Origin of the sequence: Aquirhabdus sp. (assembly GCF_046462495.1) — a bacterium.
GTDB lineage: Bacteria > Pseudomonadota > Gammaproteobacteria > Pseudomonadales > Moraxellaceae > Aquirhabdus.
Genome location: NZ_JBKGVE010000008.1, coordinates 99,473 through 120,948, shown reverse-complemented (window position 1 = coordinate 120,948; position 21,476 = coordinate 99,473). Strand labels below are relative to the sequence as shown.

Below are 21,476 nucleotides of genomic sequence, written 5' to 3'. Positions count from 1 at the left end.
AATTTAACGCATTCGTATTGGGGCTTAATGTACGCGATTTATCGCGTTTTATAAAGCATCGCGGAAGAGGGTCCCATAAATGATGCTCTTCTTTTCAAGATATGCCAATCCACTCAAAACGATCTGATTAATCCCGTTGTGGATTAGCACTTTCGCTTTCGTCACGGGTACTTGGGGCGGGCTCGGCTGTACGCACACCACGATCTGCGGGCAGATCAAGCTCACGCTCACTTCTACGCAGATCGTAACGGGCACGAACCAAGGAACGTGGGTTTTTCTGATCTGCTCGTGCAGGCCAGCCTTCACGTTGCCGGAGGCGATCACCATCGGTTTCTTCCGTTTGATCATGAAGCAAGACTTGAGACGTCGGATAAGGTAAATCAATACCGGCATCGGTCAACGCATATTTAATGGCGATTAAAACTTGATCCATGGAATCGGTAATGTCCATTTGCGCACTGTCTTCAATCCACCAGCGTAATCGCAGGGTCAAGGCAAAATCACTAAAGCCTGTCGCTACAATAGTTGGATTCGAATTGGCCGTGACGGTATCGCACTTTTTTAACGCTTCTAAAATCGCTGCCTTCGCCACGCCTACGTCATCCCCCATACCAATACCGATATCGATCTGGTTACGGCGACGACGAAATGCCGTGTTCACAGTAACAGGGGTGGTATACAACTGCGCATTGGGAATCACGATACGGCGACCATCATAGGTTCGAATATAGGTTGCGCGAATTTGGATATCCTCAACCGTCCCTTCAAATGAACCCATGATAATCTGATCTCCGATCCGAAACGGCTCAGATAACAGAATCAAGATGCCAGACAGCATATTCTGAAAAATATCTTTAAACGCAAAACCGATCGCAACTGAACCAATCCCCAAAGCACTGACCAATTTAGTCGTGGTAAATCCGGGGATGGCAACCACCATCGCAATCAATACGCCAATGAAAATGATCGTCGTTGAGCCGATACGATTTAAGACTTTGACCAAGTTTTGTCGTTTTTGTACCCGGTGAGTCAGTGTCCTTTTGATCACTAACTTAAACAGCCGCGCCAATAACCAGAAAAGTGCCAAGACGATAAAAGACGCGATCAGATAAGGAATTCGATCCATAAATTGATCAATCAGCTTATCGACGGGCGCATAAATCCCACTGTAATGCGCTACTGTTTTTTCAACCGCCTGCGAAGTCGCAGCACCGGCTTGATGGAGCGTATTCGTGGTTGCTGCACTTGCTTGCTGAATAATTGTGTTATCTAAAGCCATTGGAAATGCCTACACACCTTGATCTATTTTTCAAAAAATTAACTTAATAAATAATAACGCATATTCTGCCCGTCTCATGACGCTTTGTCAGCGCTGAATGCGTTATATCGACACGATACGCCTTATTCTCAAAAAAACATGCAAACCCAGCACCCAATTCCAACTTTTCGCTCTAAATAAAAAGCCCGCAACATGTGCGGGCTTTTTTATCTGCGACTATTCGCTCCTTTCAAGCGGTGCAGAAGATCATACGATTATGCGTGACCTGTTGCTGCTGCAGACTCTTGTTGCAGGCGTTCAACGTTTTCAGCAAATGCCGCATCAAAATTGATCGGTGCGAGCAAGAATTGCGGGAAGCTACCTTTGGTGATGATGTCACTCAATGCCTCACGCACAAATGGGAATAGGATGTTTGGGCAGTATGCGCCAAGTAACTGTGGCAATTGTTCTTGTGCAACATTTTCGATCAAGAAAATACCAGCTTGTTTCACTTCTGCGATATACGCTGGTGAGCCGCCATTATTCGCAGTCAACGTGACGCTCAATACCACTTCAAAGTGGCTTGGATCAAGCTGTTCAGCATTGCTAGACAAATTGATGTTCAGCTCAGGCTGCCATTCACTGGTGAAAACTTTGGCGCTTGGCACTTCGAACGACAAGTCTTTTAAATAAATACGCTCAAGCGCCAACTGTGGCTGAGTCTCTGCACCTGGGGCTTCTGTTGGTGCTACTTGTGGTTCATCGCTCATGGTCAATCGTCCTTAGGTCTTTAGTTTAAATTTGAAGGCATGTCATTTTAGATAAACTGATCTATACAGACATGCCAAAACATCGATAAAAAACAGCTTTACTTATACAAAAAAGGTTTATTCGGCCAACATCTTATCTAGTTCGCCGCGTTGCTCCAGCGCATACAATTGATCAAAACCACCAATAAAAGTGTCTTTGATAAATATTTGCGGCACGGTGCGTTGTTTGGTCTTTTGCATTAACTCAATACGTGCCTCTTCAGGTTGACGACTCAAATCGATATCGTTATACGCCACCCCTTTACGCTGTAAAAGTTGCTTGGCGCGCACGCAATAAGGACATACTGGCGTACTGTAAATAGTGACAGGAGCATCAGCACCTTCGGCTTGTTGTACTGCAGTATTCATCAACTATAGTCCTCATTCATTTCAATTCAACGTTGATCGTGCAAACTTCACGAGACCCGCTTATTACTTTTTGCCAGTTGGCTTGACCAAAGGTAAACCTTGACCCTGCCAACCCAAAATACCACCTTCAAGTCGATACAAGTTTTCACCACCGACCTGCTGCACAGCACTGCCCGAGGTTTGACCCATCTTGCAGACCATCACAATGGGCTGACTTATTTCGCGGAGTTCTTCCAAGTGGTTTTTGAGGCTGCTGAGTGGAATGTTACGGCTGCCACTGATGTGACCTTCACGAAACTCTTTCGCATCACGCAGATCCACAATCACTGCTTTCTCACGATTAACGAAACCACCCAATGCCTGCGGCGAAATCTTGCGGCCACTACGTTTGCTTTCTAAAATAAAGAATACAACCGCTAGGACGCCCAAAATGCCGAATAAAATCGGATGGTGCTGCATGAATTCAATAAAACGTTCCAAAACATTCACCTTAAACTGTTTAAGCCACTTTAGAAGTAAGCAAATTTAGACAAGCCACTTGGCTTGCTATCTTTTGAAAAAACCCGATGCGGATTGTATCAAGTTATCAAGCAATCATGCCTAAATGATGACATGACTGTGTAGGCGACTCTATCGTTTTTCATTGATAATGCCGCCGTCATCAATTTTCAAGATCAATATCGGCAGATATGACGCTTTTTTTATCTTAAGCGTTCTTTTCCGCCTCACGTGCCTCATCTTCCAAGCGATTGAGGCTCGCCAAACGTCTGGGTAGCACTTTTCCTTCTGCCGCTGCAGCGATCAGTGCGCAACCCGGTTCATTCTTATGCAAGCAATTGCGAAAGCGACACATGCCATAGTAGGGATACATCTCAATAAACCCGTTGCGAATTGCATCAACGGTGAGATGCCAGACCCCAAACTCACGAATCCCTGGCGAATCAATCAATGCGCCACCATTGGGCAAAGGCAATAGCGTCGTCGTCGTCGTCGTATGCTGACCGAGTGCCGAGTTCTCTGAGATAATATTCACTTTAAGGTTGGCATCGGGAATCAGGGCGTTAATCAAGGAGCTTTTCCCTACACCCGACTGCCCTACAAAAACCACTGTTTTATCAGCCATTTTAGCAATCAGTTCAGATAGATCGCCATCCGTTTGCACCGTCAAGGTGTCATAACCCAATGCGTTATATTCTGCCAGTAAATCGACCAGCCCATCCTCTGGGGTCAACAGATCGGCCTTCCCCAAAACCAATAGTGCTGGAATATCAGCCTGCTGGCAGGCCACCAAATAACGGTCGATCAGTAAGGGCGATGGCACAGGTAAAGCGGCAAAGACTACGACGATCAACGTCACATTGGCTGCAACAGGCTTCACCTTATGATAACGGTCAGGTCGGGTGAGCAAACTGGCACGAGGATGTAATGCTGTGATCACGCCTAGTTCAGTATTTTCGTCCACCTGAAAACGCACCCGATCTCCAGTAACCAGTACGGGTAAATTGGTGCGGGCGTGACAACGCCAGATCTTTTGGCTGAGTTGATCAGAGCCCTGCTGATCAACTAGAGGAATATCTTGCGGAGAGTGACCTTGCGACTCCGTAACGACTGGGGAGTCGATGTTGTCACCAAGTTCTTGAACCAAGAGCTGACGCCCGTAGTGGGTAATAATCAGCCCTTCTCGCAGTTCGCCATCACTCTCTTCATCCACACGGCGCGTTTGCTGCGCTTCAATACGGCGGGTTTGCTGGTTCGTCAGGCGACGTTTACGAATGAGCGCCATTATCGAATCAATGCTGCATGCGCTGCACGAACTGAATCTGCGGCAACACAAGTGTCTAAAGACTGCACTACACGAATTAAAACGACGCGCATGAAACGATCCAACCCAATCTTGATAAGAATATTGATAGTATAAGCACTTTGATGCGACTTATTGAGATTTTAATGGCAACTGCACCCACAAACACAAGCGGCTCAGCGGCAAATACCAGCCAGCGCCTGATCTGGATCGATTTAGAAATGACGGGGCTCGATACGGATAAAGATCAGATCATTGAAATTGCAACGATTGTAACCGATGAGCATCTAAACATTCTGGCTGAAGGTCCCGTGTTGACTGTACATCAATCCGATGTGATTTTAAATGCGATGGATGAGTGGAATACGCGCCAGCATGGACAATCTGGCCTCATTGAACGCGTACGCCGCAGTACTAAATCGGCACGTGACGTGGAACTTGAAACCTTAGAATTCCTTAAAAAATGGGTTGATGCGAAAAAATCACCGATGTGTGGTAACTCAATCTGCCAAGACCGTCGTTTTATGCACCGTCTGATGCCAGAACTTGAACAGTTTTTTCACTATCGCAATCTAGACGTTTCATCGATTAAAGAACTGGCGCGTCGCTGGCGTCCAGAAATCATGGATGGCTTAAAGAAAGACTCAAGCCACCTAGCATTGGATGACGTGCGTGACTCGATTCGTGAACTTCGCTACTATCGCGAGTATTTTTTTAGAGCGAATTAGAGTTTGGCGCTTTTAGCGGATTACGTAAAAGACAAGGGCCTTAACTCACTAGTTAAGGCCCTTATTTTTCAGATTAACTCACCCGATCCCCTACTTTTGCACCACTATCAGGCGACAGCAAGAAAATCCCATCATCATTTCCCGCAGCGAGCACCATGCCATTCGACATACCAAAGCGCATTTTACGCGGTGCAAGATTGGCAACAACAATCGTTAGACGATTGATCAGCGCTTCAGGGGCATAAGCACCGCGTATACCACTAAACACAGTCCGTGGCTCCGCCTCGCCTGCATCCAAAGTCAGTTGTAAAAGCTTATCTGAACCCTCAACCGTTTCTGCATTCAAAATCTTTGCAACGCGCAGTTCAACTTTCAGGAAATCATCAATCCCGATCACGCCGCCTTCAGTGGCCGCTGCTGGTTTAGCTTTATCAGATGACGCAGCCTTAGCAGATTTTGCCGTAGCTTTCACGGCAGGTGCTACGGGTGCTGGCGCTAGGGTGTCTTTTGAGGCATCAACCATCGCATCAACTTTGTCCTTCTCAACACGCTGCATGAGCGGTTGGAAGGTCGCAATCTCATGATCCAGCAACACGTCAAAGCGGCTGTTCCAGTCCAGTGAGCTCAGATTCAAGAACGCCTGCACTTGCCCAGCCATGGTTGGTAGGATTGGTGACAGATAGACCATCAACTGACGGAAAAGATTCAGCCCAGTTGAACAGACAGCATGGACTTCGGACTCCATGCCTTCAACTTTCGCCAAAGCCCATGGTTTCTTCTCATCAATATACTGATTGGCACGATCAGCCAGAGCCATGATGTCGCGAATCGCACGGCTAAATTCACGCTGCTCATAGGCATGACCAATAGCGGCACCAGCATCAATGAAGTCTTGCAGCAACTGTGGCTCGCTAGAAATGGGTGCAAGTTTGCCATCGAACTTCTTGGTAATAAACCCGGCACAGCGACTCGCGATATTGACAACTTTACCGACCAAATCACTATTCACTTTTAACGTAAAGTCTTCCAGATTTAAGTCGATATCCTCAACGGTATCCGACAACTTACTCGCAAAGTAGTAACGCAGATACTCAGGATTAAGATGTTCTAAGTAAGTTTCGGCTTTAATAAAAGTCCCGCGCGACTTACTCATTTTTTCTTTGTTTACGGTCAAGAAACCGTTGGCAAAGATGCCTGTTGGCGTGCGATAGCCCGCCCCTTCAAGCATGGCTGGCCAAAAGAGTGAGTGGAAATAAACGATGTCTTTACCAATAAAATGATAAAGCTCGGTTTTAGTGTCTTTGCCAAAATATTCATCAAATTTCAGATCATGACGTTTGCTGCACAAGTGCTCAAAGCTCGCCATGTAGCCAATCGGCGCATCGACCCATACATAAAAGTATTTGTTCGGTGCATCAGGAATTTCAAAACCGAAATACGGCGCATCACGTGAGATATCCCAGTCAGTTAAACCTGACTCAAACCACTCACCGAGCTTATTGCTGATACTGGCTTGCAAGCGACCTTCACCGCGCGTCCACTCTTGCAGAAACTCTGCAAAGTGGGGCAGTTGAAAGAAATAATGCTCGGATTCTTTCTCGATAGGCACAGCACCGCTTAAGGTTGAAAACGGATTTTTCAATTCGGTGGCGTTATAGGTGCTTCCACAGACTTCACAGGAGTCACCGTATTGATCTTTAGCGCCGCACTTTGGACACTCGCCTTTGATGAAGCGATCGGCAAGGAATAAGCCTTTTTCAGGATCGAAAAGCTGACGAACTGGACGGACGCTGATATGCCCAGCATCACGATTGGCGATATAGATTTCACTCGCGCGTTTACGGTTCTCATCGCTGTGCGTGGAATGGTATTGATCAAAGCCCACATAAAAGCCCGCAAAGTCACGCTCGTGTTCGCGCTGCACTTGGGCAATTTGTTGTTCTGGAGTCACGCCATTGGCTTGTGCTTTGAGCATGATCGCCGTACCGTGTGCGTCATCACCGCACACGTAGATGACCTGATGACCTTGTGCACGCATCGCCCGCACCCAAATATCAGTTTGGATATAACCGACCAAATGCCCTAAGTGAATCGGACCATTGGCATAAGGCAATGCACTGGTGACCAAAATTTTACGACCAGAATGGTTGTTCGGAGTTGCATTGCTTTGATGAAAAGCATTCTTAGACACAGACTTTACTCATATTTATTCCTAATATGACTAATATAGCAAAACTACGCCGGAATCGCCTGTGCTATTGTGGCGCGTCGCTCATTAAAGTTGATAAAATTGGCATCGAAACGGGTCACGCATACCCACGCGTCATGCCACATCATGAATCATAGTCCGAGGAAGTCCCCATGTTTGACCGAATTAAAAACCTTTTTGCTCAAGCGGATGATAGCAAAGGTGCCGTCAATCATGATGCTGCCGCAGTGGACATCAGCGATAACCTGATCAATGAAATTTTAAATGTGCAAATTCTGTCGGGAACGACACATCGGATTGCTGAACTCGTCACTCAACGAGAACGTGTCGGCAGTACGTTGAATCTGAGCCTCAAGCTGCCTGCTGGATTCACGGGCGATGCACAAGCACTGCATGATGAACTGGCCAATGCGCTTGAGCCACGTGGCATTAATGAGCTCAATCTGCATTTAGTTTCACAGAAAGTTTCTGGCAGCGCTGCGGCACAAAAACCGCAACCCACAGCAGAGAATAAATTGCCCATCGTCACCGATGCCAGTGCGCCTGTGCCAACGTCAACCCCAACTCGCCCAGTGCCACCGAAACAAACTGAACTCAAAGCTCACCCTCGCATTCGTCATATCATCGTCGTTGCATCTGGCAAAGGTGGTGTTGGTAAATCAACGACTGCGGTCAATCTTGCCCTCGCCTTACAAAAAACAGGTGCCAAAGTCGGCATGCTGGATGCGGATATTTATGGTCCGAGTATCCCAACTATGCTGGGCATCGCAGGCAGAACGCCATTGATTGAAAATGATCAATTTGTGCCTATTGCAGCGCATGGACTTGCTGTTTTGTCGATAGGTAATCTCACAGGCGATGACAACACGCCTATCGTATGGCGTGGTCCTAAGGCCACAGGCGCACTCATGCAGCTCTTTGGTCAGACCAACTGGCCTGAGCTCGACTATCTGGTGATCGATATGCCGCCGGGTACTGGGGATATTCAATTGACCCTGGCGCAGCGCATCCCTGTTTCAGGTGCGGTGATTGTCACTACCCCACAGCACATTGCCCTTTTGGATGCGCAAAAAGGTATTGAGCTGTTTAATAAAGTGAATATCCCAGTATTAGGCGTGATTGAGAATATGGCACTCCATGTCTGTAGCCAATGTGGTCATATCGATGAGATCTTTGGTGCAGGTGGTGGTGAGAAATTGGGTGCGCAATATCACGTACCATTACTCGGTCGTCTACCGCTGGCGAGTTCCATTCGGATTAATGCGGATACAGGTACGCCAAGTGTGGTCGCAGGTGATGCGGCTGCGCCACTCTATGAGCAGATTGCGCTCAATGTGGTTCGTGAAGTTGAGAAGCTGGGCGAGGTACATGAGCGGGATGGGAAGAGGATTTTTTGATTAAAGTTAGATATTCATCGCTATCTTATAATGTTGAATCTTATTTGTAGTTACTACAAATAAGAGACTGGTATTGCTTTGGGTCTACAGCATGATCAAACTGTTGTAAATTATAGAAAATTACAACAGTTTGATCAATAAAGTTAATACTGAAGGTTTTGCCTGATATGCTTACATCTGAACTCGACGCATAAGAAACAGGCGTTTTCTTCCAACCATTTTTGTTCTCAGCAAGCCACTCTATAAGATCCCGCTGGGCAGGACTATCAGGCAAAATCTGACATCTTTCTAAGATAGAATCAGATTCCCGAACTACGACTTGTAATGTTTCCGAAGTCGGCAATGTAAATTCGAGCGTGTGAGTACAACCGAGTAAAACACATAAAAATGAATCTGAAAACCAACTCACAATGACCTCACCTCATCAACCGCCCAATCAACAACGGCACCGCCGTCTCCGTCCGCAATATCCTTTGCCCCAAACTCACCGACTGACAGCCACTTTTCTCTAAGAGATCAATCTCAAAAGGGATAAAGCCCCCTTCCGCGCCCACCACAAGTACACAGGGTGAGGTCAGCCCTATCGGTGCGACTTGCGTTGCATATGGATGCGCCACAATGGCGGTTTTTCCTTCCACCAATGCAGGCAGTTCATCTTCCACAAAGGGCCGAAAACGCGGACGCAACTCAATGATGGGAGCAATCGTATCCCCTGCCTGCTCAAGGCCAAGCACTACGATCTGCTGCAACTCGTCAAAAACCTGACTCTGCCAGTAGCTCTTCTCCACTGCACGGCTATTCAGTAAAACTAAACGCTCCACACCCATCGTGACGGCATCGGTAATCAATCGACGCAATACCAGTGGACGTGGCAATGCGAGAACCAATGTCAATGGAATCTTTGCAGGTGGTTGGGTATCTAGAACCATGTCGCTGAGTACAACACGTTCAGGCGTGATCTCTGCGACCTGAGCACTGCCTTTCAAACCATCTCGTACGCCGATCTTGATCGAATCACCGACTTTAAGTTTCAGCGTCTCATGGATATGCTTTAAACGGCGTAGATCGGTAAGTGTCGCATGTTGATCACAGATATCAGTAGGTTCAAGTAAAAGTAAATTCATTGTTTTAAAAGACCATCAACGAGATTCAATTGTCGTTGCAACGCGCCCCGATTCGCACTCATCACGTGTGATGCCGCATGTGCAGCATCTAAACGTAAATTCTCATGGAGCAGCCACTCTCGCCATATGGGTGCTAAATCCTCAGGACGTTCGATCTGTATCAAAGCACCTGCCTGTTTAAACTGATCAACGATCTGCGCAAAATTAAAGGTATGTGGCCCCATGACAACGGGGACGCCCAGACTTGCGGCTTCCAGTGGATTATGTCCACCCGTCTCTGAGAATGAGCCACCCACAAATGCAATCTGTGCAAGGCTATACCACGTCCACATCTCACCCATGCTGTCAGCCAGAAAGACCGAAGTCTGAGCATCAACAGATTCAGCTCGTGAACGTCTGGCATATTGAAAGCCCTGCTCTGCGATCAGATCCGCCGCACGATCAAAACGTTCAGGATGACGCGGAGCGATGATCAATAGTGCATTGGGAAACTCAGCATGCAGAATTTTAAATTGCTCTAAAACCAACTTCTCTTCTGGTTCATGCGTACTTGCCGCAAATATGACTGGACGTCCTTCCAGATGCCATGCGGTCTTAATCTCTTGTGCAAGACCCAACGCTGACTCTGGTGCTGATAAATCAAACTTAAGACTCCCTGTCACAACCACGTGATCAGCATCTGCCCCCAAGGCAATAAATCGCAACGCCGTATCCTGATCCTGTGCGGCAATCAAAGTTAAGCGCTTGAGCATCGGTGTAACAAGGCTCGGAAAACGTCCATAACCTTTAGCAGAACGCTCAGATAAGCGGGCATTGATGAGAATAGAAGGGATATGTCGTTGTTCTAAAACAGCTAAAAGATTCGGCCAGATTTCCGTCTCAATCATCAGTAAGGCCCGGGGTTGATGAATCTCGACAAAATCACGCATCAATTGTGCGGTATCAACTGGCAAGAAATGCTGTTCGAGTTGCTGTTTTGCTATGGGGCTTGCAAATAAAGTCCTTACCCGTGCAGCACCCGTGCGCGTGGTATTGGTCACCAATACAGGTAAACCTAAACCCAATAAATACTCAATGATCGGCTGCGCAGCATTGGTCTCACCGACAGAGACGGCATGAATCCAGACAGGATTTTTAAGTGTGGCGGGTTGCAGAGGACCGAAGCGTTGCTGGATTTCGGGTTGATAATCCGCTTCATGGCGAGAACGCAAAAAAACACGCAAGCGATAGAGAGGCGTGATGATGGCAAGTAATAGGGTATACCAAAACGGCATTAGGCTTGCTCCATGCGGGAGTCGCAACATTTAAAGCAAACATCCTCCCAATGACCACATCAGGAGGATTTTTTATTCTTAGCTCAAATGAAAGCTATAGAACCAATGCTAAAGATCATAGCCCCATCTTCAAACTGGCTTCGATAAATTTATCCAAATCACCATCCAGTACGGCGCCAGTGTTCGACGTTTCCACACTGGTCCGTAAGTCTTTGATGCGAGAGTCATCCAGTACATAAGAGCGAATCTGGCTGCCCCAACCGATATCAGACTTGGTCGCTTCCAGCGCTTGCTGGGCTTCGCTGCGTTTTTGCAGTTCAAGCTCATACAGTTTCGCACGCAGCATTTTCCAAGCACGATCACGGTTAGCATGCTGACTACGCTCATTCTGACACGCCACGACCGTATTGGTCGGTACGTGAGTCAAACGCACAGCAGAGTCGGTTTTGTTAATATGCTGACCGCCTGCACCAGATGCACGATACGTATCAGTACGGACATCGGCAGGATTGATATCAATCTCAATATTATCATCAACTTCTGGTGATACAAACACCGAAGAGAATGAGGTGTGACGACGGTTACCCGAGTCAAAAGGCGACTTACGCACTAAGCGATGTACGCCCGTTTCGGTGCGTAACCAGCCAAAGGCATATTCGCCTTCAACACGGATGGTTGCACTCTTGATCCCTGCAACTTCACCGTCAGACTCTTCCATAATCTCAGCTTTAAAGCCATGACGCTCAATCCAGCGCAGATACATACGCAGTAACATCGAGGCCCAGTCTTGCGCCTCTGTACCGCCTGAACCCGCTTGAATATCTACGAAACAGTTACAGCCATCGGCCTCACCGCCAAACATACGGCGGAATTCTAGTTTACCAACTTGCTCTTCAGCGGCATCAAGCTCACTGGTCACATCAGCCAGCAGTTCTTCTTCATCGGCTTCTACCGCCAAATCCAGCATGGCTTGCGCATCATCGACTTGTGTCGTGAGGTTACGAAGAACGTTGACGACACCTTCAAGCTCGCCCTTTTCCTTGGCCATAGTTTGTGCACGTAGTGCATCATTCCAGATGGCAGGGTCTTCCAGTTCACGCAGAACTTCTTCTAAACGTTCGACTTTTAAATCATAGTCAAAGATACCCCCTAAGCGTGGTGCCACGCTCACGGAGGTCTTTAATACGAAGGATATACGGGTTAATTTCCACGAAATTTCTACTCTTTCAATATGAATCTTTCAATAAGGTGGGGATTTTAATACAAAGTTGAGGCTGGGTGAGTTTTTTTTGATAAGCGAGCCATTATTCTACTCATGACGACGGATCTAACCTATCGCCTCCGCTAACTTCACTTCTAGCAGTGCAGCCACTAAATCACTCTGCGTAATGATGCCTTGGATATGCTTCGCCTCATCGACAATCAGCACATAATGCAACCCTTGATCTGAAAAGAACTGTACCAAATCACCAATGGGCTGAGTGCCCTCTACAGTGGGCGCGCTATGCGACATGATATCGATCACGGCATTCGCCCATTGGTCTTCAAGCGGGTTAATGATGTGGGTGGCGTCTCGTCGCGGCACAAGAAAATCCTGAATCGACAACATTCCAACGAGCCTATCATGATCATCAATGACAGGAAGCGCCATCATGTCACGCTCACGCAAAGTCGTCAGCGCCTCGGTCAGCAATGTTGTGGTGTGCACCGTGATGACATCTCTCGACATGATATCCGCACAGCGCACATCGCCGAAATGACGCTGAAACGAACTCACTTTGGCCTTATTGATTAACTCGGACAAATCATTTTTATTAATGTCGAGAAGCTCACCATAACTGTTCAAAGCACGGTCCAAATCCTGGCTGGTAAATCCTAATCGTTCGCTGGGCAGAGGATCTTGAGTCTTGGCGGATTGTACCGCGCGATGTGGATAGCGATGGCGCAATGCATTATTAAAGATAAGCGCCAGTAACAATAAGAATAGGGAGTTAATCAATACCGGCCAAATCACAAAATGATAACCCAGTCCATGAATCGCAGGGCCACCCATGACCGCTGTCATCGCCACAGCGCCACTAGGCGGATGCAGACAGCGCAAAACAAACATCCCACCGATGGCAGCAGCCACAGCAATTGCAGCAGTAAGCCCTAAACTCAGCCCTAGCCTATCACTCAATATCTGCACACAGAGCACACCGACTAGGCTTGCAACCAGATTACCGCCGATAATCGACCACGGCTGAGCCAATGGACTGGCAGGGACGGCAAATAACAAGACAGCAGATGCACCCATCGGGGCAACAAACCAGACATTCACCTCACCCAAGATATAGCGACTAAGCCACTCTGCAAACATCAAACCTATCAATGCACCTAGGCAGCTATACACAATTTCGCGTTTAGATACCGTCAAAGGCGGTGGGACAAATGATCGCAACCAATTTAAAAATTCAGTCAAAACCCACCCGCCCTTGTGAAATTTTTAGGTGATCTCATTGGATGAATATCAAGTTTCAAGCCTTAGGCGTAAGCCAATACACTTTCAATTGCAAACGCCGCTCACCGCGAAACTCATTGATATCGAGCTGATATGCCATTTGCACCCGCGCAGATTCGTTCGGCCAAGCATCGGTATCGATATTAAAAGCAATCGCATCTAACCACCCTCCACCCTGAGGATGACGAAGAGTGAGCTTAAGATGTTTTTCTTTTAAGATACGCTGCTCTAGGATTTCAAATTCGCCTTCAAACACTGGTGCAGGGAAAGCCTGTCCCCACGGGTCGCCTTCCATCAATTGCTGGGCAAGCTGCGTGGAAAAATCCTCCGCACAGAGTTCACCATCGGTCAGTAACACCGGTTCAAACAAGCTCGGATCATGCTCGGCAATGACGGCATTAAAGGCCTGGCTAAAATCAGCAAAGTTCTCAGCCGGCAAGGTCAGACCAGCAGCCATGGCATGACCACCAAAATGGCTAATCAATTCCGGATGCGACTCTGCAACACGCTCAATGGCATCACGGATATGCACACCGACGATTGAACGCGCGGAACCTTTGATCATCCGCTCGGTATCATCGCTGGGTGCAAACACAATACTCGGACGATTAAACTGTTCTTTTAGACGTCCCGCAACAATTCCAATCACGCCTTGGTGCCAACTCGGCTCGTACAACACAATGGCTGGCGGGGCAGCTTGCTGCGCTGACTCATCAAACAAAGGACGCTCAGCCAGCAATGCCAGAGCATCGGATTTCATCCCAGCCTCGACGGTACGTCGAGTCTGATTGAGCTTTTCCAATTGTTCTGCAAGCGCTCTTGCAACCGCAGGGTCTTCGGCAAGTAAGCACTCGATGCCTATACGCATGCTATCCATCCGACCTGCGGCATTGATACGAGGTCCAAGCACAAAGCCTAAATCTTGCGCCGTCAGACTACGACGTTCACGCTTGGCAATCTCCAGTAACGCCAGTAAACCTAAACGACATTGTCCGCTCTTAATCCGCACCAGTCCTTGCGACACCAAGATGCGATTATTGGCATCTAAGGGTGCGACATCAGCAACCGTCCCGAGTGCAACGAGATCCAACCAATCTGTCAGCTTAGCAGTGGGTTTGCCTTGAGATTTTCGCAAAGTAGCCAATGCAGCTAAGACATAAAAAGCGACGCCAACGCCTGCAAGTGCCTTACTAGCAAAATGACAACCTTGTTGATTTGGATTCACAACCGCTTGAGCAGGTGGCGCAACTTTAGTTGTGAGGTGATGATCCGTAATGATGACTGCGACATTGGCGGCTTGTGCTGCGGCTACGCCTTCATGACTCGATATCCCATTATCCACAGTAATAATCATGTCAGGGGTATATTCAGCCAATGCCAGCGCAACAATTTCAGGAGTCAGTCCATAACCATATTTAAAACGATCAGGTACAAGGAAATCGACAACTGCGCCCATTTTTCCCAAAGCCAACATCATCAAGGCCGTACTCGTCGCACCATCAGCGTCAAAGTCACCGATAATCAAAATGCGCTGCTTGGCATCAATCGCAGCATTGATTTGTGTGATTGCAGAATCCAATCCGAGCAATCCCTGAGCAGGCAGAAGTCGTGAGAGTTTCAGCTCAAGTTCATCGATATGTTGGACGCCACGTGAGGCGTAAAGACGTGCCAAAACCTGCGGCAATGTGATAAAGCTGCTCGGAATGGGGGGTAAAGGGCGTTTTTTTAAAATAAGAGATAGAGTCATGCGGCAAATTATGACAACTTTCGCCGCATGACGCACCAACCGAATGCGTTAATTACGCATACCGCTCAAATTTGCGTAGCGTTGCTTGTTATTCTTTATGATGCTTTCTGTGGTGTACGACTTTAGGCTGAGCAGCTTGTGTTTTTACATGGTGTTTTGGCTTTACCGTTTCAGCTTTTGCGACGAGCTTGTGCGTCACGGCGTGGTGCTTTGCAGTCACATGATGTTTCGGCGCGACTTCTTTGACAACTTTTGCAGTAGATTTGTGATGTTTTGCGGTCTTTGCAACAGGTGCAGCCTTCTCGACGACCGCATGTTTAGCACTATGGTTTTTATGATGCCCCGATTTGATGGATTGTGCGGACGGCTCTGCCTTCGCTTCAGCTTTTGCTTCCGGATGATTCAGCAAATAGCGCTCGCGTACGGATAACGCATGACTTTGCGCCGCTATCGATACCATGATTATCGCCAAGAATCCCTGTCGAACCCACTTCAATTGCTCAAACTGCTTCATATATCCCCCAAATCGTCAAAAATCATCATATCCATGCGCCCAAACAGGCATACGTGATTATGACAAAGTCTGACCACAAGACAAACCCATACCAACAAAACTTAGCAACTATCTACTGCGGATATGTCTACTCGTTTCATGGGAGTGTGACGAATTGGACTATTTTCAGGTTCTGGGTGACTCAGAACGAAACCTAACCGTGCATAGATCGCTTCGGCATTAGGCGATGAGTTCACAGTGAGTATGGGCTGAGCGAGATCAGCGGCATTAAATAAAGCCCGAGCAATACCTTGACCTTGAAACTCAGGCAACACAAAAAATAAGAGGAGATGATTTTGTTTAACTTGAATAAAACCGACTAATTGGCACTCATCTCCGACTTTCCTCTCTGCAACCAGAGATAAACATCCCTCGTCAAAGCGCTTTTGAATGGCTTCTGCACTGGAGAAGACGCGGAAGATATGTTGTCCATCCTCGCCTTGATCTTGTGCGGAACGATGGTCAAAGGAGATACGGACGATTTCGGCGGCTTGCTGAAATTCGTTTGGGGTGATGGGACGAATGTTCATAGTCGAGGAGATTTTCTTAACTCATGCAATGTAGTATCGTTGATTAAAGCTAATAGTAAGTCAACACCACCCATAATCATTATCAAATTAAAGAATCACTATGGATATCGTTCTTAAACAAAAATTTCAATCAGGCGATAAAGTTCTGGTTTCTGCTAGAGCAGGCTGGAGTTCCGACTCTGTAGGTACAATTAATGGTCTGCCTGAACTTGTAGAAACACTGCAAGGAGAAGATTTCTATTATTGGGTAAAGTTTGATGAACCTCAACATGATCTCAGCGTAGATGGTCCATATGATACCGCTCAAATATTGAGTCGATCCTTAAGTCTCTTGACGTTAAGCTAGAGTAAGCTTAAATGACATCCTCATCCAGCCGCCTTGAATACGAAAAACGCATGCATCGCGTGCTGGAGTACATCGACCAGAAACTCGATCAACCGCTTGATCTTCACCAACTCGCTGAAATTGCCTACTTCTCTCCGTACCATTTCCATCGTCTCTTTGCCGCATGGATGGGTGAGACTTTAGGCGACTATCTGCGTCGACGACGCGTTGAAGTGGCTGCCATGCGACTTGCCGCACAGCCACATATTAGGATTCTGAACCTCGCCCTATCCGTTGGCTTTGGTTCCGCCGAGGCCTTTACTCGTGCGTTTAAAAGTCACTTCGGCTGTGCGCCGACCACATGGCGTACACAGCAACACACGATTCGCAATGAATATAGCAATCCTGATCAGATGAATCGCAAGATCGGTCAGACGTTAGCGACACGATTAACCGATGATGAAGTCTCTACACACTCAGAGAAGGAACGCATCATGAACGTTAAACTGATCGACCGTGAACCCGTCACCATCGCTTATCTTCGTCATCTCGGTGCTTATGGCGAACCCATATCTCACTTCTGGCAAGATGTATATGTGCCGTGGGCGATCACTAATAACCTCATGAATCATGCTCGTTATGGGATCAGTCATGATGACCCCAGCATTACCGCCCCTGAGCAATGTCGGTATGATGCTTGTGCAGAAGTTGATGTTGATTATGTCGTTACTGGCGGTGCATTTAAGACTATGCTGGCTGGCGGAAAATATGCAGCGCTACGATACAAAGGGAATGGTTCGCAAATTGAAGCGGCTTGGGCATCGTTGTTAAGAGACTGGTTGCCTTCCAGCGGACTACAACTGGATGCTCGCCCCTGCTTTGAATACTATCCTCTTGATGCATCTTATGACCCGACAACAGGGACTTTTGAATGCGACTTATGTATTCCCGTGTGCCCACTGTAAAAATGGACTGGAGTAGAAAACTTACAATCTGGATACGCCAATGTATTTGGGTTGTTGGTCTTATTACTCGGTGGAAAAAACCTGCCTGATATCGCCTTTAAAATTTACAAAAACAGCTCAGACGTTTTGATCTTTTTCCCAAATAATCGAGCAACATCATTATCAATGGAATGTCCAAATGACGACCTCAGCTCCCCCTTCTGATCGCGAACTGGTTCTGACCCGAATCCTCAATGCGCCCCGTGAAAATGTCTATCGTGCATGGGTTGAGCCCGAGCTTTTAAAACAATGGTTTTGCCCTGCTCCGTGGGTCGTATCACATGTGGAAAATGATGTCCGTGCAGGTGGTGCCAGCTTAGTCGTCATGCGCAGTCCTGAAGGAGATGAATTTCCCAATCACGGTGTTTATCTGGAAGTCGTTAAAAATGAACGCTTAGTGTTTACCGATGCTTACACCAAAGCATGGGAGCCTTCGGAAAAACCTTTTATGACCGCGATCGTCACCTTTGAAGACGCAGGAAATAATCAAACCAAATACACCGCGCGCGCCGTTCACTGGACAGCGGCGGATCGCGAAACCCATGAACAAATGGGATTTCATGAAGGCTGGGGAAAATGTGCAGATCAGTTAGAGGCTTTGGCAGCAAAGTTGTAATTTTAAAAGACTATTTTTTATACTGACGTAGGCTAAAAAATCGGCCTACGTCATCACTTTTTATTATTAATGATTTATTAATACACCCATCTTCCCGCCCATCACAACAGTACTATCCGCAGTCAACGTCTCAAGCCATTTCACTTGATTAGGCTCAAACAAGACCACAGCAGTCGACCCCAGATAGAAACGACCCAGCTCAGCGCCTTTGGCCAAGTTCAGATCATGCTTTTGATGCTCGATATGACCCGTTGGTTTTGCTTTACCCGTCGCCACCGTCTCAATACCTGCAACGATCATGGCACCCACCAGTACCACTGCCATACGACCCACAGCAGTATCAAACAAACACACCATCCGCTCATTACGTGCAAATAATCCTTCTACGTGCTGCGCAGTGGTGCCATTCACCGAGAACAGTTCACCTGGAATATACAGGGTATCCGTCAAACGACCCGCAAATGGCATATGGACACGGTGATAATCACGAGGAGAGAGGTAAACCGTTGCGAATTCACCGCCTAAAAATGGCGCTGCCAAGGTCTGATCACCGATCAACTGCTTAACCGAAAATGACTGTCCTTTGGCCTGAAAAATATCATCGCCCGAAATCCTGCCCAATTGCGATATTGCACCATCGGCTGGGGAGACAATGGCATCGGGAGTGGCATCAATCACGCGTACACCGTCTTTTAGCGCCCGGGTAAAGAAGTCATTAAAGCTGTCATAAGCCGTCAGGTTTTCTTCTAACGCAATCGACATATCAATGTCATAACGGTTAGCGAAAGTTTTGATAAAGGTATTTTTGACCAGTCCAATTTTACTTGCCGCTAGACTGCCCACTAAACGGCTTAAACCATGCTGCGGCACAAGGTGTTGAAAAAGAATAAATGGACTGTGCTTTGACATGGATGGACTGATCCTTATGAGGGCTTTTGGTAAATTATAGAAAATTGATCCGAGCCATCAGTATAATTGCAAAATACGTAAAACCATCCATATTCTGGAAAAAATGATGACTTTAGCATCCATAAGTGATGTACAACCCAGCGCAGCAACGACGCCCCTATCGCGTTGTGGTTGGTGTGGCAATGATCCGCTCTATCAGGCTTATCATGATACCGAATGGGGCCGTCCTCAGCACGATCCAGTGAAGCTCTTTGAGAAGATCTGTCTAGAGGGCCAACAAGCTGGGCTTTCCTGGATTACCGTTTTACGTAAACGTGCCCACTATCGCAAACGCTTCTTTGACTTTGACCCCGTCAAAGTGGCCGCACTGACAGATGAGGATCTGGCAGAATTGGTGACTGATTCAGGTCTGATTCGCCATATCGGTAAACTGTCTGCAATTCGTGATAATGCAAAAGCTTATCTGGTGCTGCAAGCGCAAGGGATAGACTTTTCATCTTGGTTATGGAGTTTTGTCGAGGGAAAAACCATCGTCAATGAGTGGGCAAGTTTTCGCGAAGCACCAGCAAAAACAGCCCCAAGTTCCGCCATGTCTAAAGCCCTTAAAAAAGCAGGCTTTCGCTTTGTAGGTGAAACCACTTGCTACGCCATGATGCAGTCTGTCGGCATGGTTAATGATCACGAGCTATCCTGTCATGTGCGCAACATTTAAGCTCATCCGTAATGTAGAAAAACAGAATGACTCCAGCCTGTAACACCTTAAAGAAACAAAAAATCGCCTACTCAATTCATGAGTATGAACATGATCCAGCCTGTACAAATTTTGGTTTAGAGGCGGCAGAAAAGCTGGGGCTTGCCATGCAGTCCGTCTTTAAAACCTTACTGATCACCGATGAGAAAGAATTCTTTGTGGCGATTATTCCTGTTACTCATACCTTAAGTCTCAAAAAAGCAGCGAATGCCTTTGGACTTAAAAAAGTACGGATGGCTCAGCCTAAAGAAGCTGAGCGAGTGACAGGATATCTGGTTGGCGGGATTAGTCCGATTGGGCAAAAGAAACGACTGAAAACGGCGATCGATGCCAGCGGAAGCGTCCTTGATACGATCTATGTCAGTGGCGGCAAACGTGGGCTTGATCTTGGGCTTAAACCCAATGATTTATTGGGAGCAATACATGGGTCTCAATTTGCTGATTTGATTGATGAACATTAGTTCAATCAATCAGCATCTTAGATCAATGATTCCTCTGGAAAGCTGCTGGCAAGGGTTAAGGTAAAGCTCACCACCTTACTCACGCCTAAAGTAACCACTTCAGCCCCAATTTTACCACACTCGACGCACAGCATATTTTGCCAAGCGTCTTTATCCATATCACCTAAACGGGCCGTTTTTTCAATCCACGGATTCCAAACGATTGCACTTGAACAATCCGGTGCATCAATTAAAGCACGTTGTTTTGAGTGCTCTTGGACGATCTGATATTCGCCCGTTGCACGCTGATAAATGCGATCTGTTTCCGCATGAAATTCAATAGGAAAGCGCTCAAGCTGATGAAAGCCCTTTTCAGGCGCAAGCTGATCAAGAAATGGGGTGTTCTCAAGTCCAACGACCTTCGTCTCGGTAATCTGATCCACTGCAAAATAGCTATGGAAAGCAAAGGTGAAGTCAAAAGGCTTTTTATCCACGTTTGCCACGGAGAATTTCAACTCCAATGACTGGCCCAAGCGAATTTCCAGCATGGCATTGAAAGCATGCGGCCAGATAGCACGGGTTTCTTCATTATCACGGAAAGTAAACGTCAGGACATGACCCGAGTCATCTTCTGTGACATGATAGAGGGTCCATGGCAAATTACGTGCAAAGCCGTGCGATAGAATGCTTGGATCGGTCGGATGCTGACCAAACCATGGAAAACACAGAGGAATACCTCCACGAATTGCACGTTTAGGAAGAAAATTAGAAGCCTCAGATAACCAAAGCAGCGGTGCATGCCCACGGCGTTGAAACTCAAGAACTTGTGCCCCTTGATAGGCAATCACCGCACGACAATGCTTATTTTCAATGACTAAGACGGGCTGACCTTCGTATTCAGTCGTCTGACCACGCCACTCACAGCTGAGTCCACGGACAACCGTAGTTTTATCCAGCTTTTCGGGTGGTGAAATAGTAACGACCAATGTCGACTCCTCTGATACATCAAAATACGGCTAAAATAATCCGTTTCTTGATGCTATCAGACCAATAGGTTCAATCTATCCCAGATTGCCCTACACAAAGCGACATTTACAAATGTATCGCAAATAGATAACCAGTTCTCACTTAC

23 protein-coding genes are annotated in these 21,476 nt (G+C 47.1%); 7 read left to right on the top strand and 16 right to left on the bottom strand.

Annotation, left to right across the window (positions count from 1 at the left end; translation table 11 throughout):
* Positions 1-127: 127 nt before the first annotated feature.
* The 5 genes from ACLHG7_RS10460 to rsgA form a co-directional block, all read right to left on the bottom strand.
* Positions 128-1,279 carry a mechanosensitive ion channel family protein gene (locus tag ACLHG7_RS10460; RefSeq protein ID WP_410210974.1) on the bottom strand — a complete coding sequence of 384 codons (1,152 nt, stop codon included), beginning with the start codon at positions 1,277-1,279 and terminating at the stop codon, positions 128-130.
* Positions 1,280-1,533: 254 nt separating this feature from the next.
* The gene (secB, locus tag ACLHG7_RS10455; protein WP_410210973.1) at positions 1,534-2,028 is read right to left on the bottom strand and encodes a protein-export chaperone SecB; all 495 of its coding nucleotides are present in this window, start codon (positions 2,026-2,028) and stop codon (positions 1,534-1,536) included.
* A 117-nt stretch (positions 2,029-2,145) separates the two neighbouring features.
* Positions 2,146-2,436 (bottom strand): glutaredoxin 3, encoded by a 291-nt coding sequence (grxC, locus tag ACLHG7_RS10450; RefSeq protein ID WP_410210972.1) that lies wholly within the window; start codon positions 2,434-2,436, stop codon positions 2,146-2,148.
* Between the two features lie 63 nt (positions 2,437-2,499).
* Positions 2,500-2,916, bottom strand: a complete 417-nt coding sequence (locus tag ACLHG7_RS10445; protein ID WP_410210971.1) for a rhodanese-like domain-containing protein — start codon at positions 2,914-2,916, stop codon at positions 2,500-2,502.
* A gap of 226 nt (positions 2,917-3,142) precedes the next feature.
* Positions 3,143-4,219: a ribosome small subunit-dependent GTPase A gene (gene rsgA, locus ACLHG7_RS10440; RefSeq protein WP_410210970.1), complete on the bottom strand. Its 1,077-nt coding sequence runs from the start codon at positions 4,217-4,219 to the stop codon at positions 3,143-3,145.
* 164 nt (positions 4,220-4,383) lie between these two features.
* On the opposite strand from rsgA, the gene orn reads away from it, so the two are divergent.
* Entirely contained in the window at positions 4,384-4,965 is a 582-nt protein-coding gene (orn, locus tag ACLHG7_RS10435) for an oligoribonuclease (RefSeq protein ID WP_410210969.1), read from the top strand.
* A gap of 73 nt (positions 4,966-5,038) precedes the next feature.
* Here the strand turns inward: orn and metG are convergent, their stop codons facing one another.
* A complete protein-coding gene (metG, locus tag ACLHG7_RS10430; RefSeq protein ID WP_410210968.1) occupies positions 5,039-7,156 on the bottom strand; it encodes a methionine--tRNA ligase in 2,118 nt (705 codons plus the stop codon).
* 170 nt (positions 7,157-7,326) lie between these two features.
* Between metG and apbC the strand changes: the two genes are divergently transcribed.
* The gene (gene apbC / locus ACLHG7_RS10425) at positions 7,327-8,571 is read left to right on the top strand and encodes an iron-sulfur cluster carrier protein ApbC (protein ID WP_410210967.1); all 1,245 of its coding nucleotides are present in this window, start codon (positions 7,327-7,329) and stop codon (positions 8,569-8,571) included.
* 40 nt (positions 8,572-8,611) lie between these two features.
* On the opposite strand, the gene ACLHG7_RS10420 is transcribed toward apbC, so the two are convergent.
* The 8 genes from ACLHG7_RS10420 to ACLHG7_RS10385 all read right to left on the bottom strand — a co-directional run bounded on the left by ACLHG7_RS10420 (position 8,612) and on the right by ACLHG7_RS10385 (position 16,299).
* On the bottom strand, positions 8,612-8,980 hold the full coding sequence (locus ACLHG7_RS10420; RefSeq protein WP_410210966.1) for a hypothetical protein: 369 nt from the start codon (positions 8,978-8,980) through the stop codon (positions 8,612-8,614).
* 7 nt (positions 8,981-8,987) lie between these two features.
* A complete protein-coding gene (locus ACLHG7_RS10415) occupies positions 8,988-9,695 on the bottom strand; it encodes a 16S rRNA (uracil(1498)-N(3))-methyltransferase (RefSeq protein WP_410210965.1) in 708 nt (235 codons plus the stop codon).
* On the bottom strand, positions 9,692-10,969 hold the full coding sequence (gene waaA, locus ACLHG7_RS10410) for a lipid IV(A) 3-deoxy-D-manno-octulosonic acid transferase (protein ID WP_410210964.1): 1,278 nt from the start codon (positions 10,967-10,969) through the stop codon (positions 9,692-9,694). Before waaA ends, ACLHG7_RS10415 begins: the two co-directional genes overlap by 4 nt.
* A gap of 115 nt (positions 10,970-11,084) precedes the next feature.
* Positions 11,085-12,180 (bottom strand): peptide chain release factor 2 gene (gene prfB, locus ACLHG7_RS10405; RefSeq protein ID WP_410210963.1). Its coding sequence is split into 2 segments (ribosomal slippage): positions 11,085-12,107 and positions 12,109-12,180, totalling 1,095 coding nucleotides; the frame shifts between segments, so codons are not numbered across the junction.
* A gap of 116 nt (positions 12,181-12,296) precedes the next feature.
* Entirely contained in the window at positions 12,297-13,430 is a 1,134-nt protein-coding gene (locus ACLHG7_RS10400) for an HPP family protein (RefSeq protein ID WP_410210962.1), read from the bottom strand.
* Between the two features lie 55 nt (positions 13,431-13,485).
* Positions 13,486-15,216 carry a single-stranded-DNA-specific exonuclease RecJ gene (gene recJ / locus ACLHG7_RS10395; protein WP_410210961.1) on the bottom strand — a complete coding sequence of 577 codons (1,731 nt, stop codon included), beginning with the start codon at positions 15,214-15,216 and terminating at the stop codon, positions 13,486-13,488.
* Positions 15,217-15,304: 88 nt separating this feature from the next.
* The gene (locus ACLHG7_RS10390; protein ID WP_410210960.1) at positions 15,305-15,730 is read right to left on the bottom strand and encodes a hypothetical protein; all 426 of its coding nucleotides are present in this window, start codon (positions 15,728-15,730) and stop codon (positions 15,305-15,307) included.
* A 101-nt stretch (positions 15,731-15,831) separates the two neighbouring features.
* A complete protein-coding gene (locus ACLHG7_RS10385; RefSeq protein ID WP_410210959.1) occupies positions 15,832-16,299 on the bottom strand; it encodes a GNAT family N-acetyltransferase in 468 nt (155 codons plus the stop codon).
* A 100-nt stretch (positions 16,300-16,399) separates the two neighbouring features.
* On the opposite strand from ACLHG7_RS10385, the gene ACLHG7_RS10380 reads away from it, so the two are divergent.
* The 3 genes from ACLHG7_RS10380 (at position 16,400) to ACLHG7_RS10370 (ending at position 18,244) form a co-directional block, all read left to right on the top strand.
* Positions 16,400-16,645, top strand: coding sequence for a hypothetical protein (locus ACLHG7_RS10380; RefSeq protein WP_410210958.1), 246 nt, complete (start codon positions 16,400-16,402; stop codon positions 16,643-16,645).
* A gap of 11 nt (positions 16,646-16,656) precedes the next feature.
* Positions 16,657-17,589, top strand: coding sequence for a GyrI-like domain-containing protein (locus tag ACLHG7_RS10375; protein ID WP_410210957.1), 933 nt, complete (start codon positions 16,657-16,659; stop codon positions 17,587-17,589).
* A 178-nt stretch (positions 17,590-17,767) separates the two neighbouring features.
* Positions 17,768-18,244: an SRPBCC family protein gene (locus ACLHG7_RS10370; protein ID WP_410210956.1), complete on the top strand. Its 477-nt coding sequence runs from the start codon at positions 17,768-17,770 to the stop codon at positions 18,242-18,244.
* A 66-nt stretch (positions 18,245-18,310) separates the two neighbouring features.
* Here the strand turns inward: ACLHG7_RS10370 and asd are convergent, their stop codons facing one another.
* The gene (gene asd / locus ACLHG7_RS10365; protein WP_410210955.1) at positions 18,311-19,153 is read right to left on the bottom strand and encodes an archaetidylserine decarboxylase; all 843 of its coding nucleotides are present in this window, start codon (positions 19,151-19,153) and stop codon (positions 18,311-18,313) included.
* 106 nt (positions 19,154-19,259) lie between these two features.
* On the opposite strand from asd, the gene ACLHG7_RS10360 reads away from it, so the two are divergent.
* Positions 19,260-19,865: a DNA-3-methyladenine glycosylase I gene (locus tag ACLHG7_RS10360; RefSeq protein ID WP_410210954.1), complete on the top strand. Its 606-nt coding sequence runs from the start codon at positions 19,260-19,262 to the stop codon at positions 19,863-19,865.
* Positions 19,866-19,891: 26 nt separating this feature from the next.
* Complete coding sequence (gene ybaK, locus ACLHG7_RS10355) at positions 19,892-20,365, top strand: Cys-tRNA(Pro) deacylase (protein ID WP_410210953.1); 474 nt, start codon at positions 19,892-19,894, stop codon at positions 20,363-20,365.
* A 17-nt stretch (positions 20,366-20,382) separates the two neighbouring features.
* Here ybaK and ACLHG7_RS10350 read toward each other — a convergent pair whose 3' ends face one another.
* On the bottom strand, positions 20,383-21,330 hold the full coding sequence (locus ACLHG7_RS10350) for a D-hexose-6-phosphate mutarotase (protein WP_410210952.1): 948 nt from the start codon (positions 21,328-21,330) through the stop codon (positions 20,383-20,385).
* Positions 21,331-21,476: the final 146 nt, after the last annotated feature.